General features: G+C 39.7%; 14 protein-coding genes. 13 read left to right on the top strand and 1 reads right to left on the bottom strand.

The features are described from left to right. The 5 genes from QAI40_RS13155 to QAI40_RS13135 all read left to right on the top strand — a co-directional run. Window positions 1–258 (top strand): CGGC domain-containing protein (locus QAI40_RS13155; protein ID WP_304511664.1); only part of this gene is annotated, 258 nt, incomplete at its 5' end. 19 nt (window positions 259–277) lie between these two features. Continuing rightward, window positions 278–1,600: a (Fe-S)-binding protein gene (locus QAI40_RS13150; protein WP_299982880.1), complete on the top strand. Its 1,323-nt coding sequence runs from the start codon at window positions 278–280 to the stop codon at window positions 1,598–1,600. 249 nt (window positions 1,601–1,849) lie between these two features. Further along, window positions 1,850–2,422 carry a helix-turn-helix domain-containing protein gene (locus tag QAI40_RS13145; protein WP_299982883.1) on the top strand — a complete coding sequence of 191 codons (573 nt, stop codon included), beginning with the start codon at window positions 1,850–1,852 and terminating at the stop codon, window positions 2,420–2,422. 34 nt (window positions 2,423–2,456) lie between these two features. After that, the gene (locus QAI40_RS13140; RefSeq protein ID WP_299982886.1) at window positions 2,457–2,996 is read left to right on the top strand and encodes a gamma carbonic anhydrase family protein; all 540 of its coding nucleotides are present in this window, start codon (window positions 2,457–2,459) and stop codon (window positions 2,994–2,996) included. A gap of 194 nt (window positions 2,997–3,190) precedes the next feature. Continuing rightward, window positions 3,191–4,834, top strand: a complete 1,644-nt coding sequence (locus tag QAI40_RS13135) for an ATP-binding protein (RefSeq protein ID WP_299982889.1) — start codon at window positions 3,191–3,193, stop codon at window positions 4,832–4,834. 53 nt (window positions 4,835–4,887) lie between these two features. Here the strand turns inward: QAI40_RS13135 and recB are convergent, their stop codons facing one another. Then, window positions 4,888–8,415 (bottom strand): exodeoxyribonuclease V subunit beta, encoded by a 3,528-nt coding sequence (recB, locus tag QAI40_RS13130; protein ID WP_299982892.1) that lies wholly within the window; start codon window positions 8,413–8,415, stop codon window positions 4,888–4,890. 617 nt (window positions 8,416–9,032) lie between these two features. Between recB and QAI40_RS13125 the strand changes: the two genes are divergently transcribed. Genes QAI40_RS13125 through QAI40_RS13090 form a run of 8 tightly spaced genes read left to right on the top strand, consistent with a single transcriptional unit; the run spans window position 9,033 to window position 16,166 of the window. After that, a complete protein-coding gene (locus QAI40_RS13125; protein WP_299982895.1) occupies window positions 9,033–11,210 on the top strand; it encodes an acetate--CoA ligase family protein in 2,178 nt (725 codons plus the stop codon). Window positions 11,211–11,216: 6 nt separating this feature from the next. Continuing rightward, window positions 11,217–11,990, top strand: a complete 774-nt coding sequence (locus QAI40_RS13120; protein ID WP_299982898.1) for an IclR family transcriptional regulator — start codon at window positions 11,217–11,219, stop codon at window positions 11,988–11,990. A gap of 31 nt (window positions 11,991–12,021) precedes the next feature. Then, a complete protein-coding gene (locus QAI40_RS13115) occupies window positions 12,022–12,912 on the top strand; it encodes a phosphate acyltransferase (RefSeq protein WP_299982901.1) in 891 nt (296 codons plus the stop codon). Beyond that, window positions 12,909–13,790: a phosphate acyltransferase gene (locus tag QAI40_RS13110; RefSeq protein ID WP_299982904.1), complete on the top strand. Its 882-nt coding sequence runs from the start codon at window positions 12,909–12,911 to the stop codon at window positions 13,788–13,790. Before QAI40_RS13115 ends, QAI40_RS13110 begins: the two co-directional genes overlap by 4 nt. A 6-nt stretch (window positions 13,791–13,796) precedes the next feature. Continuing rightward, window positions 13,797–14,156 (top strand): acyl-CoA dehydrogenase family protein, encoded by a 360-nt coding sequence (locus QAI40_RS13105; RefSeq protein WP_299982907.1) that lies wholly within the window; start codon window positions 13,797–13,799, stop codon window positions 14,154–14,156. 15 nt (window positions 14,157–14,171) lie between these two features. Next, on the top strand, window positions 14,172–15,242 hold the full coding sequence (gene buk / locus QAI40_RS13100; RefSeq protein WP_299982910.1) for a butyrate kinase: 1,071 nt from the start codon (window positions 14,172–14,174) through the stop codon (window positions 15,240–15,242). Between the two features lie 7 nt (window positions 15,243–15,249). Next, on the top strand, window positions 15,250–15,675 hold the full coding sequence (locus QAI40_RS13095) for an acyl-CoA thioesterase (RefSeq protein ID WP_299982913.1): 426 nt from the start codon (window positions 15,250–15,252) through the stop codon (window positions 15,673–15,675). Then, window positions 15,672–16,166, top strand: a complete 495-nt coding sequence (locus QAI40_RS13090) for a universal stress protein (protein ID WP_299982915.1) — start codon at window positions 15,672–15,674, stop codon at window positions 16,164–16,166. The genes QAI40_RS13095 and QAI40_RS13090 overlap by 4 nt, the downstream gene beginning before the upstream one ends. Window positions 16,167–16,486: the final 320 nt, after the last annotated feature.

The raw sequence follows: 16,486 nt of genomic DNA, 5'->3' as shown, positions 1-16,486 counted from the left end.
TCCCTGGGTGACGGTACCTTTGAAAATCCATCACATGTTGTTGCCTTTGTCAAATGTGAATGTCCCGGAAGAACTGTTGTTCCCGGTATTGGCATGGCAATGAAATTGTCTGAAATCAAACCTGATAAAATATATTTAAGTTCCTGCCTGGCCAATGCCGTACCGGGATGTCCGTATACAGGAGCAAAGGACCTGGCAAACATCATTGAGGAAAAAACCGGTATTGAGGTTGTTGTCGGTACCCACGATTACCATTAATAATAGAAAGGAAGGATCAATGACGGTAGCTGTCATTAAGCTTGGAAATAAGAAACGGAAAAACATTTTTTTGGATAAAGTCAAAGAATTGCTGCCGGACGGCGGCAATTTAAGCGCCTGTTTAACTTGTGGCGCATGTGCATCAGGGTGTCCTGCCACAGGACTTGATAATATGGATCCCAGAAAATTTCTTCGAATGGCTGCGTTAGGTATGGATGAGGAAATTGCCAAATCTGACTGGCCCTGGATGTGTACCATGTGCCAACGTTGCATTTATGTATGTCCCATGCAAATCGATATCCCCCAATTGATCTTTAATGCAAGACAACTGCGCCCCAGAGAAGAAAGGCCCTCAGGAATCCTTGGGTCCTGTGACATGGCCCTGAGAAACGAAAGTATCAGTGCCATGGGAGCCTCTCCGGAAGACTTTGAATTTGTGGTCGAGGATGTATTGGAAGAATACCAGGAGGCCCAGCCTGAATTTGCAGATATGCAGGCCCCCATTGACAAACACGGAGCCCAATTTTTCCTGAACCAGAACTCCAGGGAACCTGTTACAGAACCGGATGAACTGGTACCTTTATGGAAAATTCTTCACCTGGCTGGTGCTGACTGGACATATGGCAGCCGCGGATGGGGAGGTGAAAACTATTGCATGTTCCTGGCTGATGATGATGCTTGGAAAAAGACAACTGGAATAACTGTGGACCAGGCCAATAAGCTTGGCTGTAAAACCTATCTCAATACCGAGTGAGGTCACGTCACTTTTTCAGTCCGGTCCGGAGTGAAAAAATTTAACCTTGAGCATAACTTTGAAATTAAAAATATATATGAATATTATGCAAAATGGATCCGTGAAGGAAAACTAAAGGTCAATTCCAACTGGAATAAGGACCTTAAAATAAAATTTACCGTACAGGACCCCTGTCAGATCGTAAGAAAAAGCTATGGCGATCCGATTGCCGATGATTTACGCTTTATTGTTAAATCAGTTGTTGGAGAAGAAAACTTTGTAGATATGCAACCAAACAAATCCAATAATTATTGCTGCGGCGGGGGCGGCGGTTTCCTTCAATCAGGATTTAAAGACCAGCGTCTTGAATACGGAAAAATAAAAGACGAGCAGATTAAGGCCACTGGGGCTGATTACTGCATTGCAGCCTGTCATAATTGCCATGCCCAGATCCACGAACTGAGCGAACACTATGGCGGGGATTACCCTGTGGTTCATTTATGGACCTTAATTTGCCTGTCATTGGGAATATTGGGACCCAATGAACGGGAATATCTGGGTGAAGACTTAAAAGAAGTAAACGTATTTCACCCGGAAACGGCTCTTTAAACTCCATACCCGGCTGGAGAATGATTCATTCCCCTGAGAATGCACCGTTCTCCAGCTATCCCGTAAAAATTCATAAAAGATAAACCAAAAGTTTCCTGATCAGAAAATTAATTCTCTATCTGTCTCTTTTCGTTCAAATACTTATTAAAAAATTAAATTCATTGATAATAAAAAGCAAAAGGGTATATTATTCCTTTTGCTGAAAATATTCTGCCCCTTGTAAAAACTTAAAATAAAAGAGCTACTGCCATGGATGAAAAAATTATTTCCAGTAATATTAAAAAGCTTAGAACCCAGAAAAAAGTCACCCTACAGGCCCTTGCAAAAAGAACCGGATTAACAAAAGGATACCTGTCTAAAGTTGAAAGGTCTGAAAAAGCGCCGCCCTATTCCACCCTAACCAAAATAGCCGGTGCCCTCGGGGTTGAAGTAACCACCATGCTTTCAAAAAACATAGAACCCCCAATAGATGTGAGACTCTGTCTTTCAAGAGGAAAAAACCGGGAAATCATTAAAGAAACCTCACAGTTTTCCGGGTATGATTATGAAGTCCTGGCTGAAAACAAGCCGGGGAAAAACATGGAACCCTTTATCATCCATGCGCCCTGGGAGATTAGAAAAATGTACTCCCACGAGGGCGAAGAATTTATGTATGTCATGGAAGGCACCCTTGAATTCTTATATGGAGAAGAGACGTATGTTTTAGAAAAGGGCGACAATGTTTACTTTGACTCCTGCGTTCCCCATTCCGGCAAAAGCCTTGGGGATAAAAAATCACGGCTTCTGGTGGTGATTTATTTTTACAAAAGAAACCGGCAATAACAGCTCTATTTGAAATAAAAAACAAAGGCGAACCATGACCCTCTATTCACACAAAAACAAACAGCCAGAAATCCATCCATCTGTTTTCATAGCACCGACAGCTCAAATCATCGGCGATGTCCATATTGGCGAAGAGTCTTCTGTCTGGTTTCAATCTGTCATTCGTGGTGATTTTGATAGGATCAGTATAGGGGAAAAAACAAATATTCAGGATCTTTGTACCTGTCACGCTGATGAAAATATCCCATTAAAAATAGGACACGGCGTTACCATCGGCCATAGAAGCATTATTCATGGATGCACAATTGAAGATGAATGTCTGATTGGTATGGGAGCAATCGTTATGAACCGGGCTGTGATCGGGAAGGGATCTGTGGTTGCTGCCGGAACTGTTGTATTGGAAAAAACCATCATCCCGCCATATTCATTGGTGACGGGTTTGCCCGGGAAAGTTAAAAAAACTTACAAGAATAAAGAAGAGATTGAAATGAGAATAAAAACCATGTCTGAGGATTATATTGAGAATGCGAAGAATTTTGGTTCGAAGCGGGTGTTTTATAAAATAGAAGACTGATCAATTTCAAATCTCGGTTATGTTTCTTGAAAAGTTATTTGTCTTGTACCACAATCTATTGTACTGTAATTTTTATTGGAATTGACTGGAATATTTAAACTATTCTGGTGGTTTTATGGTTTGGGAATTGCGCGGAATATCGCAAGCATTCTGCCCCAAGGATCAAGCCTATTTCGACATAAAAGGGAATTCACATGGCTGAAAAACCGACTTATGAAGAATTAGAAAAAAGGATTCGGAAGTTAGAGCAAGCAGAATCTGAGCTCAAGCAGGCAAAGGGGGCGCTGAAAGAAGCACATCAATATACTCGCGGGCTTATTGAAGCCAGCCTTGACGCTTTGGTAACGATCTCAACCAAAGGTAAAATAACCGATGTTAATAAGGCAACTGAGGTAATCACAGGAATGTCCGGAAAGGAGATCATCGGGACAGATTTTTCAAATTATTTTATAGTTCCCGATGCAGCTCGTAAGGGGTATCAACAAGTCTTCAGGGATGGTTATGTCAGGGACTATCCGCTTGAGATCAAACACTGTGACGGAAGAGTCATACCAGTCCTTTATAATGCCTCTGTTTATAAAGATTCACAAGGAAATGTGGCGGGTGTGTTCGCTGCCGCAAGAGACATCACCGAGCGTAAGCAAGCAGAAGAAAAAAGGGGGAAACTCGAAGCCCAACTTCAGCGTGCTCATAAAATGGAGGCCATTGGCACTTTAGCAGGTGGTGTAGCTCATGACCTCAACAACGTTTTGGGTGGTATTGTGAGCTATCCAGGGTTGTTATTGCTGGAGATCCCTGAAGAGAGCCCCTTTAGAAAACCCCTTTTAATAATTCAGGAATCGGGACAAAAAGCTGCTGCTATCGTGCAAGACTTGCTGACACTTGCAAAAAGAGGGGTTGTTGTTACAGAAGTTATAAATTTAAATCAAATTGTGACTGGCTATCTTAATTCTCTGGAGTATAAAAAGCTAAAAAATAATAATCCTGGCGCTAAAATTGAAAGCGATCTTGAGATGAATCTGCTAAATGTTATGGGCTCACCTGTACACCTGTCGAAAACCGTCATGAACCTGGTTAATAATGCATTAGAGGCAATGCCTGAAGGCGGAAATCTCTTCATATCAACACAAAACAGATATATTGATAAACCAATAAGAGGTTATGATGATGTAAAAGAAGGGAATTATGTTGTCCTTTCGGTATCAGATTCCGGGATAGGTATTTCATCACTGGATTTAGAGAGAATATTCGAACCTTTTTATACAAAAAAAATAATGGGAAGAAGCGGAACAGGATTAGGTATGGCTGTAGTGTGGGGAACTATAAAGGATCATAAAGGATATATTGATGTGCAAAGCACCCCCAACAAAGGAACAACATTCATTCTTTACTTTCCAGTAACCAGGAAGGAAATAATCGAAAAAGAAAAAGCCTTGCCAATGGAAGAATACAAGGGAAAGGGAGATACAATTCTTATAGTGGATGATGTAAAAGAGCAGCGTGATGTTGCATTCCGGATACTAAAGGAATTGGGTTACTCTGCCACATCAGTTTCAAGCGGTGAAGAAGCGGTTGATTACATGAAGGATAATTCAGCGGATCTTTTGATATTGGATATGATAATGGACCCTGGAATTGATGGGCTTGAGACATATAAAAAGATACTTGAATTACACCCCGGCCAGAAAGCAATAATCGCAAGTGGATTTTCTGAGACAGACCGGGTCAAGGAAACTCAAAGACTGGGGGCAGGAAAATACATAAAAAAACCTTATACAATGGAAAAAATAGGAATCGCTGTTAAGGAAGAATTGGATATAAAAGAAGCCTGTAAATAATTCTGTGTAACCGCCATTTTTTCTATTTAAATCTACTTCGAGTACCATGCAAATTATCTGTCATAGAAATTATCTGACAGATAGCTGATGACAGCTTTTGACGGGCGATCCTGGAACACACCATATCGGGGGCCGAAATCCGAATGCATCCCCCTGATAAACAGATAGAAAATGCCGCCAAAATGGGTATCGTAATCATAATCTTTTAACCTTAATGTGAGATACCGGTGCAGGGCCACAAGATAGAGATGGTATTGCAAAAAATAGTGATGGTCTGACATGGCATCAAACATGGCATCCTGTGAATACTGATCATAGGTATCACCCAAATAATTGGATTTATAATCAATAATATACCATTTGCCCTCATGGTGTATGACAAGGTCGATAAAGCCCTTCATAAATCCTTTAAAGGATTGAGCTGTCAGTTGGGAAAGTTTTTTAAGATACCCGGATGTTTTAAATTTTGGATCAGATCGTCCAAAGACCTTTTGTACAGATGACATCTGAAAAGATTGAACCGGGAAAGTAAACTCCATCTCATTAAACCGTTGATCAGGCTGGATGTCTTTCAGGCAAAACCCTGATGTTTCAGTTGTAAGCCTGGTTTCAAGCACCTCTTTTACAGAGGTCTCACCCATTTGAATCAATTCCTGGTCTGAAAAACCAAACATATCAAACTTTGATTGAACTAATTTAGAAATTTCCCCTGATCCTTCGGTAAAATCAAGTGTTTCAAAAACAGAATGAAACAAATCACCCGATCCCGCACCTTTAGGAAACTGGGCAAGGGTGATGAGAGGTCCGGCTCTATTTTCATCAGATTTCTCCCGGCCCTGGAAGGCTTCCGGGTGTTGAGACTGGGTAATGGCTGAAAAACTTGACATTTTCCAGGAGGCCTTGATCTCCCGGGTAATTTTTTGGGCCGACAAAACAGGGCTTGGTAAAGCTGTTCTGTCCATAAGATGACCGGATGAATCAGGCGTATGGGACTGAACCAGAATGCTTTGATCTGCAGTGGATCTAAGCTGTTTAAGATCGCTGATCATGGATTGATCGTCTTTGCAGCCGTTTGGATGCAGCAGGGTGCCAAAGGCCGAGGTGTCCACTGATTTAAAACCGCCCCAGATGATCCTGCACATGGCGGATGCCCGTGTTAATGCCACATATAATAATCTTCTTTGTTCTGCCTTTTCTTCCTTTTCAAAATGGTCTTGAGAATTTGTAAGATCTTTTGATCCCAGATCAAGGGTCAGCCTGTGATCCTTTTCGGAATCATGGAAAAGAATGTTTTCGTAAGAAGGCTTCCGCAGTCCTTCCCAGAGGTATGGCAGATAAACAACCGGATATTCAAGGCCTTTACTTTTATGAATGGTGACAATGGTCACAGACTTTTTATCACTCTCAAGCCTGAGCTCATCCTCAAATTCATCCCGAAGGTCTTTGAACAATTGCCGGCCATACCATTTCAATAAATAATACGGCGACAACTGTTGTTTGAGACAAGCCTGTGAAATCAATTCAACCAAATGATAAAAATTGGTCAGTCCTCTTTCGTCAAGCCTCAGGTTTGTCTTTAAGAATGCTTCATCAGAATGAAGAAGGGCCATGGCCATGGAGACAAACCCTTTGACCTCCCATATTTCCTTATATGCTCTGAATCGATCCTGCCACTTAAAGAAGAGTACTTCTTCCTTATCAAGTACAACAATCATATCCGATGAAAAATTGAACACGGATGTACACAGGGCTGCGTTGATACTGCCTTTATGATCAGGATTATACACCGCCCATAAAATATCATGCAGATCAATGGCCTGTCTGGATTCAAAAACAGATCCGGTTTTTGAAAGATGCGAAGGGATGTTTAAATCGGACAAGGCAGCGTTAATCTGTTCTGCCTGTTTGTTTGTCCGGACAAGGACAGCTATATCTTTCGAACTGATCTTTTGAGGATCTGAAGAGTGGTTGGTGATCAGCATTTTACCGGATTGCAGCAAAGAGAGGATATCTTCTGCCACAGCCAGCGGAATGATCCCGGCTGCCGTCTCTTTGCTGATAAATCCCTGCCTGTCAAGCGCGTGATCATCTCTTTTTATAAAACCGAACTGCAATGGCGGAACCATCTGTTCATTCTCAACCAGGGAATTTGTGGCTGTTACAGGCGTTGTAACCTTTAAAAATTTAATGGGGTCATACAGGAACGGATTTATACTGCTTGAAAAAGTTTCATTAATTCCATCAACAAGTAACGGTGCAGACCGGTAATTTTTTTCAAGGGTGAATTTTTGATCACTCTCTTTGGATGCCTTTAAATAAGCAAAGATATCTCCTCCCCTGAATGCATAAATAGCCTGCTTGGGATCTCCAATCATGAAAAAAGGCGTGCCTTGTGAAAAGAAAATCTTTGAAAAAATATCATACTGCCTGGGATCCGTATCCTGAAACTCATCAATCAGGCAGGCTTTATAGGTTTGTCTGACGGCTTTTTGAAGATTTTGTGCGTCTTCTTTTTCCAGGGCTGCTGCAAGATCGTTAACAAGATCATCAAAAAAGCAGATGCCGTAAGCTTTCTTCATTTTATCAAGCTCTGTGTTGAAAAAAGCTAAAAATTCAATTTTCAGGCTGATAAGATTATTTTCAAACACTTCATAAAAAGAGAGCAGTTGCTCGCATAAATCAAAAAATTCATGCTCAGGCGGAGTCTGCCCGGGTTTTGTTTTGAGTTCCAGCCTTGTTTGTGTAAATTTATAAAGAGCGTCGCCCTTTTCTGTCATTTTAAAAAGTATGTTCATGCCTTGATCAAGTTTCAGGCGTGAAGTGTCAAGCCAGACAGGCACATTTTTTTTTGAATAACTTCTTTTATCAACCCCTTTGTGGTTTTGGATCAACTCGCTGATCTCATCTGTCCGGGTCAAAAGGATATCATAAATTTTTTCAAGGGTTTCCCTGTAGTCGTCAAAAATGTTCTCAAAGGTTGCAACGGGGGGCTTGAGAATAATATTTGGCTTTGAAACAACCTGACCAAAAGATGCAGCAAAGCTTTCCGGTGTTATCTGGCGCTGGGTTAAATAGGATAAAAACAACTTATCCAGATTATTAACATGGCCCATGAAAAAATCATAGCTGACCTGTCTTAAAAACAAGGATCTGTCCGGCACAAGCTCAATATCAAAAAGGGAATGGCTTTCAAATGCATTCTCTTTTAAGACCTTGAGACAAAAAGAGTGGATGGTCATGATAGATGCCTGGTCAAAACAGGTTAACGCGAGCCGCAGTCTCTGACAAATCAATGACAGGTCTTTATCACGGCTGAAAAATCGGGCCAGATCATCTTCACTGTCGTAAGATTGTTCAGAAAGCATGACAAAAGTATTAAAGAGTCTTGTTCGGATTCTCAGTTTGAGCTCTGCTGCGGCGGCTTCTGTAAACGTGACCACCAGGATGGATTCCACAGGGTAGCCTTTGGCCACCAGCCGGCAGTATAAGGTGGTAATGGTATATGTTTTCCCGGTCCCTGCACTGGCTTCAATCAGGGTGGTTTTTTCAAGGTCAATATGAAATGGGTCCAGAGGCTTCATAATATTATTTTCAGACTTTTAAATTTATCTTTGCCGGCAATTAACCAGTATATGATGTGGTGGACATCCTCCTTGTAAAAGGTACGTACTTCAAATACCATAAATACGTATACGATAGAAAGGATTTATAAATATGCGGGTAATTGATATACAGGATTGTTACAGGTTGAAAAAGGAAATTGATTCAGAAAGATTCCACGGGAATAATTTTTATAGATGGAGTAGAATTTTGTTCAGATTCCGAATCGGCATGCTCAAAAATATGCTGTCGATATTGAAAAACTGATTGTCTGCGTGATGGATGAAATTTCCCTCAAGTACAGATGCTGTGTCTCACGATGATGATAGAAACACAAGGACTTTTAATAATAGTCTGCTCCCCTGATACCAACATTGTGGGGGTTTCGTTATAGACAAAGTACTCTGTTTTTTTATCCTCAATTTCCCGAGTACTTATACCATCAATAAACGCTATCAAATCGACTGAAAGAATCATACTTATTCCTTTCGAAGAAATCAAAATCCATACTTGACATTATAAAGTGAATATGAGATAGTATCATATATGGTAATTAACCATACCATATATGATACTATTATAAATCGTGAGGGGCATAATGAAGCATTTCTTCGACCCATCAGCTATAGCAGTTTTCGGCGTAGGCACCAGTTCTTCTAATTTGGCCAAGAATATCATTCATAATTGTCTGGAAATGGGCTTTACGGGTAACATCCTACCAGTGGGGAAAAATCCGGGTGTGGTTTTTGGTAAGGAAATCATAACAAATCCTGAAGATTTGCCTGAAGGTATTGATCTTGCTGTGATCTTAGCCCCCGCTCATATTGTGGGAAAATATCTGGATGTCTGTGGCAGAAAAGGCATCCGCCGTGCCGTTGTTTCTACTGGTGGATATCGTGAATTTAAAGATATAAACAATTCAGCGGAAGACACCCTAATTAAAACCGCAAAGCATCATAGAATTAGATTTATAGGACCGAACTGTATCGGAATCATAAACACAGGATCAGGACTCTGCACTCCATTTAATCCAATCAATACTAAAAATTTCAAAAGAGGTTCTGTCAGCATAATTGCTCAAAGTGGTGGTGTGGCCAATCAGGTTGCCCATTCTTTTTCAGATGAACATATTGGCTTTTCAAAGGTGATTAGCATCGGTAATAAACTGGATTTAGATGAGATAGATTTTATTGAATATTTGATGGAGGATGAGGATACTAAGCAGATTCATCTCTATCTGGAAAGTATTGATAATGGAAGAAAACTGATGCACGTAGCCAAAAAATCCACAAAACCCATTATTATACTCAAATCAAATGTAAGCCGGACCGCATCTGAAGTAGCCAAATCCCACACGGCCGCACTCTCTAACAATGATCGTATAGTAGATGGTGCCCTGAAGCAGGCAGGAATCATAAGAGTAAACACTATCCATGAAATGACCGTCTGTGCCAAAGCACTTCGTTTGCCTGAATTAAAGGGGAAGAGGCTGGTTGCCATATCCCTTTCAGGAGGCTTTTCGGTAATGCTTGGAGATGCGTGTGAAAAACATGGTTTTACTTGTCCTGCTTTGCCGGAATCACTGATTCAAAAAATAGAAAGCTTCAGGAGAGGTGGGGTGATCCGAATGACAAACCCTATGGATTTCGGTGATATTCACACCATAGAGGCTTTAATTTTTGCTATTAAAGAGTGTCTTGCTCTTGATAATATTGATGGGATGGTACTCTCAATTATGTATGGGCCGGAAATAGCTAAAATGTTTGGTAAAGAAATGAGCACACTTGATAAACTCCTGGACATTTTTACGCGGATAAGCAAGGAGGCCAACAAACCGATAGGGCTCAGTTTATTTGCAGAACGACGTTATATTGAACAGTTAAAAGCTGTGAATACATTCCCCGTGTTTAATGATCCTGAAGAAAGTGTTCTTGCAATCAAAATGCTCTGGGAGTATTCCCGCAGGAAAAACTTTAAACAGACAGGAGAAAAGAGTGATCAATCGGGCATACCATTTAAAAAAAATGAAGACATTACAAATATGTCTCCTGAAAAGAAAAGTTTAAAATCAGATCCAATAACAGAGAATTTTGGAATGACTCTGATAGAAAAAGCCATGATGAAAGGACGGACTGCTCTTTCCGAATATGAATCCAAACAATTTTTAGCATCATACCAAATACCTATTGCTCAGGAGATGCAGCTTACAAATGAAGCATCTCTTATTAAGGCAGCCGGGAAAATCGGATACCCAATTGTTTTAAAAGGTTGTTCACCTGATATTTTTCATAAAACTGAAAAAAAATTAATTAGTGTTGATATTAGAAATGAAAACGAAGCACTTATGGCTTTTAAGAACATTTCTTCCAGAATGAACGGAACCGATAGCAGCGTTCTGGTACAAAAAATGATCAAGGGCAAACAGGAACTGGTAGTAGGGCTAATAAATGACCCTCACTTCGGTCCGTGCGTTATGTTTGGGCTTGGAGGAATATTTACCGAAATTTTAAAGGATGTTTCCTTCAGAGTAGCCCCCTTGGACCCATCTGATGCATTGGATATGATAAATGAAATCAAAGGGTCTAAAATTCTGGGCGCTGCTCGTGGAATGGAAGCGGTTGATATAACGATATTAACAGATATTTTGTTAACCATAGGAAAAATCGGTATAGAAAATGAAAGTATCAAAGAAATAGATATTAATCCGCTGATCATATCAGGAAACAAACCGGTTGCAGTTGATGCCCTGATTGTATTGAGATCACCACAGGAATAGGAAATTATGAAACAAATCACTTCGCCCCGCACAACAGCAGTAGACAGAGCCATTGATGTAATAGAGCTTTTGTCGGAAAATGAAGGAACATTATCCCTCTCTCAGATCATGAACAAACTGGATATTCCAAAACAATCCCTTATCCGTATACTGAACACCCTATGTGTCAGAGGGATTATAGATAAGGCTGAAAAAAGGGGATTTTATCGGCTGGGAATGAATCTTTTATTCACTGGAAATCACCTTCAGGATAAAAGAAATTTACGTTCAATTGCCTGGCCTTTCATGCAGGAACTATCCCAAAAAGTCCGTAAAACAATTGAACTATCAATTCTTGATCGGGATCAACTTGTCTGTATCGAACGTATTCAGGGGAATGAGAGTGTTAACATATATTCTCGCATTGGTGCCGTATATCCTTACTTTCATGCAGTCAGTGTCGGTAAAGTATATCTGGCACAAATGGATTCTGAAAAGAGAAAAGAGAATTTAAAGAAGATCGGTCTCCCTGCTGTAACAGAAAATACCATTACCAACGCTCGCACATTAGAAAAAGAACTGCAAAAAGTTAAAAATAATGGTTTTGCCTTTGAAGATCAGGAATTGCGGAAAGGAGTTCGAAGGGTGGCGGCTCCCATATATGATAACATGAATAAAATAGTAGGATGCATAAGTATTGCTGCTCCCATTTTTAGTTTTGTGCTGGATGATGTCGCCAAACTGGGAGTAATAGCAAAAGAAACAGCCGATGAAATATCTAAGAGCTTGGAATTACAATGAATTGAAAAATGATTGCGTAAGGATATAGTCTATGTATCAGAATTTTAAAGAGATTGAAGAAAAAGCCCGAATGCTTGGCCCAAAATCGGTTGCTGTTCTTTTTCCTGACAGCCTTGATGTTATGACGGCTATTTTTGAAGGCGCAGATCAAGGATTAATTAAGCCGATATTAGTAGGAGACCAAGCCAAAATCAAAGCCATAACTCAACAATTTAATATTAAACCGAATGGCTTTGAAATTATTGATGAGAAAGGACCGCAAAAAGCTGCCGACATATGTATTGATATGGCAAGAGCGGGCAGTGTTGCCTTTGTTGTAAAAGGCAATATTATAACAAGTTATCTTTATCGTTCACTCATCAAATATACAAAGGCAGGCGCTCCTGACCAGATTCCCTGCACCTTGTGTTTTCACCATGCGGATAATATTAAAAAAGTTTTTACCATAACTGATCCCGGAGTAAATATTAATCCTGATGTCTCCATAAAAAGAAAAATTTTAAAGAATGCGATCAATGCTCAGCATCGGATGGGATGCAAAAATCCGAGAATTATGATTATTTCATCAGGTCATATTAGTGGTGCCAAATCAAAAATACAAAAAGATACAGATATTCTTCAACAGCTTATCAAAGATAATAAAATGGGGAGATGCCAACTCTCCAACACCCAAAACCTTTATTCTGAATTTTCGAATCATAAGGTAGAGACAGACAATTTCCCTGATATTTTTCTTGTTCCTAATATTGATACAGGCAATATTCTTGTGAAAAGTATTGATCATTTGGGTGGAGGCATCAGGCAATGCGTGACTATTGGTGGAGATATCACTGTTTTAACGCCTTCTCGATCAGATAGATCTGCAGATAGGATAATAAATCTTTCTTTAGGTGTTATTCTTTCTGAAACAGGAGGGATATGATGGGATTTTTTCATATTGAAGATATTTTAAAACTTGCCCTGAAAAAGAATAGAAGAAAAATTGTTGTAGCCGGAAAAAACAATAGCTTTGCAGTGGATGCTGCATTGCAATCCAGAAAAATGGGTTTTGGAGATCCAATATTTTGCGGAAAAGAATTTTCAGGATTAAAAACAAAAGAGAATATACTCTTTGATGATTCTGATGCAACCCAAGCACTATGCAAGGCTATTGGCATGGTCCAAGATGGTGACGCTGATATTGTACTTAACACAAATCCCCTGACTCCTGACTTTTTAGAACTTGCAGCAGGAACAAACAGGTCAAACTCCCGGGTCATGAATTATATAAACATATTCAGCTCTCCAAAGGAGCAGCGTTTAACATTCTTCACAGACACACTTGTTAATTCAAATCCAGAGATATTAAAAAAAATTGGTATTATTCACAATTCAATACCTGTTGCGGATGTTTTGGGAATAAAGAATCCTAATATTGCAGCCCTTGCACCTGTTGAGTTTGTTAACCCTGCCATAGGATCAACCATGGATGCTGCCATCCTTTCCAAGATGTCTCAGCGTGGACAATTTGGCAAAAGTGTGGTTGAAGGACCTCTTGCCATGGATAATGCAGAATCAGCCATTGCGGCAAAACAAAAAGGGGTTGATAGTATCGTCCCCGGTAATGTGGATATTTATCTGTTTCCGGATGTTGAATCAGCAAATATAACAGCTCAGTTTTTATCTTTTGTGTTTCAGGTCAAATTTTGCGGTATCCTGACAGGAACCAGAATACCTGTAATTATTCAATCTTCATTGGAGCAGAATGATTCATGGATTTATAATATTGCTTTAGCAGTATCAATGTTAAAGGGCAGATAAAGAATCATGAAACAGATATGTGAAAATCTTGAAAAACAATATCAGGAATTTGACGATCTAGTTTTATGGAACAGGTCAAAAAAACTTGAGCTTCCGTTGATAATCAAGGCAGCAGGTGGTGGCGGTAAAGGTAAAGGTACCGAGATACACAAGCTTGCCGCCGCAGCCATTTTACTGGCAGGAGAAGTGGCAAACCGGGCCGCAAACGAATCACTCCAACTCCATGGCGGCTATGGCTACACCACTGAATATCCCATCAACCGTTTTTACCGGAATACAAAACTGATAGAGATCGGAGCAGGGACATCAGATATCCGACGTCTGGTTGTGGCAGATGAACTCATCAAAAAAGGTACAGGATATTAAAATCAAGAGGTGTAAATGGCAAATATATTTATAATAAATATCGGCTCCACTTCAACCAGAGCTGGTATGTTCATGGATAATGACCCTGTTTTTACAGAAACTATAAACCATTCTCCCGGCAAAACAGCTGAGCTTAAAACATTTAAAGACTGGTACAAATTCAATCTGAATGTGATAGATGATATTCTGAACAGATACCAGGCCAGAATAACAAATTTGGATCTTGTGGTAAGCAGAGGGGGGCTGACACATCCAATCAAGACAGGTGCATATCTGATTAACCAATCTATGATAGTTGATCTTACCTCGGGCAGATATGGTTGGCATCCATGTAATACAGGACCTGTTATTGCCAAAAAAATTGCAGACAGCTACAAGACAAAAGCAATAATATTTGATTCTCCTATGTCTGATGAAATGCTGCCAATTGCCAAATTTTCCGGCCTTAAAGGAGTAGAACGTTGTGCCGCATTCCATGTGCTGAGCCACAAAGCTGCTGCCAAACGTGCGGCAGCAAAATTAAATATTTCATATAACAAAAGTTCATTTATCGTGGTGCATATGGGGGGAGGAATCACCATCTGTGCTCACCAAAATGGCAGGATGATTGATGGAACACACGGTATAAACGAGGGCCCGTTCACTCCACAGCGAGCGGGAACATTGCCTCTTCAGAAAATCATTCAACTTAGTTTTTCAGGCAGGTATTCTCAGGAGGAACTCAATCAAAAACTTTTTGGGAGCGGTGGAGTTGCCTCTTATCTTGGGACCCATGACATTAAACAATTGGAAGAAAAAATATCAAAAGGAGATACAAAAATTCGGCAGGTGCTTGAGGCCATGGGATATCAAATCAGCAAAGAAATCGGATCAATGGCAGTCGTCTTGAGTGGGCATATTGATGCCATTGCAATTACAGGAAGTCTTTCCCATGCCAAAACAATAATGGAAGAAATACAAAACAGGATTTCCTTTCTTGCCAGGGTGTTAATACTACCTGATGAAGATGAGCTTGTGACACTTGCTGCCGGAGGTATTTCTGTACTTAACCGGAATGAAGAAATCCAAATATATAGAAAGGAGTGATACATTCATGAATAGTTATAAAAAATTTAGCGTGGATATATGTGTAAGGTTCAAAGATATTGATTCTATGGGGCATGTTAATAATGCTGTTTTCTTTACTTTTTTTGAAGAGGGAAGAAAAGCATTTTTAAACAAAATTCTTAATATTCCAAATCCTGATGATTATAATTTTATCTTAGCCCATATCAGTTGTGATTTTTTAAAGCCTGTAAAAATTAACGATCAAATTACTCTTCAATTATGGATAGGTGAAACAGGGAACAAAAGTTTTACCTTTATATACAAACTGATTAACAACAAAAACAGCTTATTTGTTTATGCAAAGGGGAAATCAGTACAGGTATCTTTTGATTATAAGAAAAATTGTACGATCCCGGTTCCAAACGAATTTTTTGACAAGATATCAGAATATATAGAGGAGGATAAAAAATGAATTTTATTTCAAAGATTTTGGCGCCAACTGATTGTTCTGAAGCATCTATTGAGGCTTTGAATTATTCTATAAAAATCGCCAAAGCCCATCGTGCAGAATTGATGGTTCTGCATGTCGTATCCCATCTTGAGAATACTGCTTCTTACTCTTTTTCTGATAAAAGTGTCTCCAGCTTTAAGGATGATTTTTTGTGGGCAAAAAACCAACTTGAAAAATTTTGGGAAGCTATAGGTGGGAATGAAATAGAAACTGACTTAGAACTTGGATTCGGTGATCCATTTACTGAGATCATGCGTTATGCTAAATCCAAAAAAAATGATGTTATTGTAATGGGAACACACGGACGAATTGGTTTGAAGCATTTTTTAATGGGCAGTGTAGCAGAGAAAGTTGTAAGATATTCACCTATCCCTGTAGTAACCGTAAAACATAAAAGCTATGAGTTCTTTCCAAAACCCGGTTATGAGTATGATTTGAACAAAAGGTATTGAAAAAAAATTGAACTGAAAATGAGGAATTATGGCTTCAATTATAACAAGGGACGAAGTATCAAGATCGGCAAATCAATGTGCCTGGCAGAAGCAACGGTTAATGACAAAGATGGTAAATGCTTGGCTCACGGGACATCAAAGATGATGGTAACAAAAGAGCTTCAGACAGTTGGTGATGCATTTAGTCTAATGTGAAAACCCTGGCCCTCAGGGCCAGGTCAGAGTGCAGAGGCTTTGCCATCTGTACGACTCATGTTACTCTATGATCGAGTTGTCCCCACAACTTAATGATCAAGGAGTAACGAATGAGTCGATTTTTA

This window comes from Desulfobacula sp. (genome assembly GCF_030611305.1).
In the GTDB taxonomy this organism is placed as follows: domain Bacteria; phylum Desulfobacterota; class Desulfobacteria; order Desulfobacterales; family Desulfobacteraceae; genus Desulfobacula.
The sequence above is the reverse complement of the archived record's forward strand: the minus strand, read 5'-3'. Positions and strand labels throughout refer to the sequence as shown.

Coding starts and splice junctions, on each gene's coding strand:
- QAI40_RS13145 (WP_299982883.1), top strand. CDS start 1,850: ATGGATGAAAAAATTATTTCCAGTAATATTAAAAAGCTTAGAACCCAG.
- QAI40_RS13140 (WP_299982886.1), top strand. CDS start 2,457: ATGACCCTCTATTCACACAAAAACAAACAGCCAGAAATCCATCCATCT.
- QAI40_RS13135 (WP_299982889.1), top strand. CDS start 3,191: ATGGCTGAAAAACCGACTTATGAAGAATTAGAAAAAAGGATTCGGAAG.
- recB (WP_299982892.1), bottom strand. CDS start 8,415: ATGAAGCCTCTGGACCCATTTCATATTGACCTTGAAAAAACCACCCTG.
- QAI40_RS13125 (WP_299982895.1), top strand. CDS start 9,033: ATGAAGCATTTCTTCGACCCATCAGCTATAGCAGTTTTCGGCGTAGGC.
- QAI40_RS13120 (WP_299982898.1), top strand. CDS start 11,217: ATGAAACAAATCACTTCGCCCCGCACAACAGCAGTAGACAGAGCCATT.
- QAI40_RS13115 (WP_299982901.1), top strand. CDS start 12,022: ATGTATCAGAATTTTAAAGAGATTGAAGAAAAAGCCCGAATGCTTGGC.
- QAI40_RS13110 (WP_299982904.1), top strand. CDS start 12,909: ATGATGGGATTTTTTCATATTGAAGATATTTTAAAACTTGCCCTGAAA.
- QAI40_RS13105 (WP_299982907.1), top strand. CDS start 13,797: ATGAAACAGATATGTGAAAATCTTGAAAAACAATATCAGGAATTTGAC.
- buk (WP_299982910.1), top strand. CDS start 14,172: ATGGCAAATATATTTATAATAAATATCGGCTCCACTTCAACCAGAGCT.
- QAI40_RS13095 (WP_299982913.1), top strand. CDS start 15,250: ATGAATAGTTATAAAAAATTTAGCGTGGATATATGTGTAAGGTTCAAA.
- QAI40_RS13090 (WP_299982915.1), top strand. CDS start 15,672: ATGAATTTTATTTCAAAGATTTTGGCGCCAACTGATTGTTCTGAAGCA.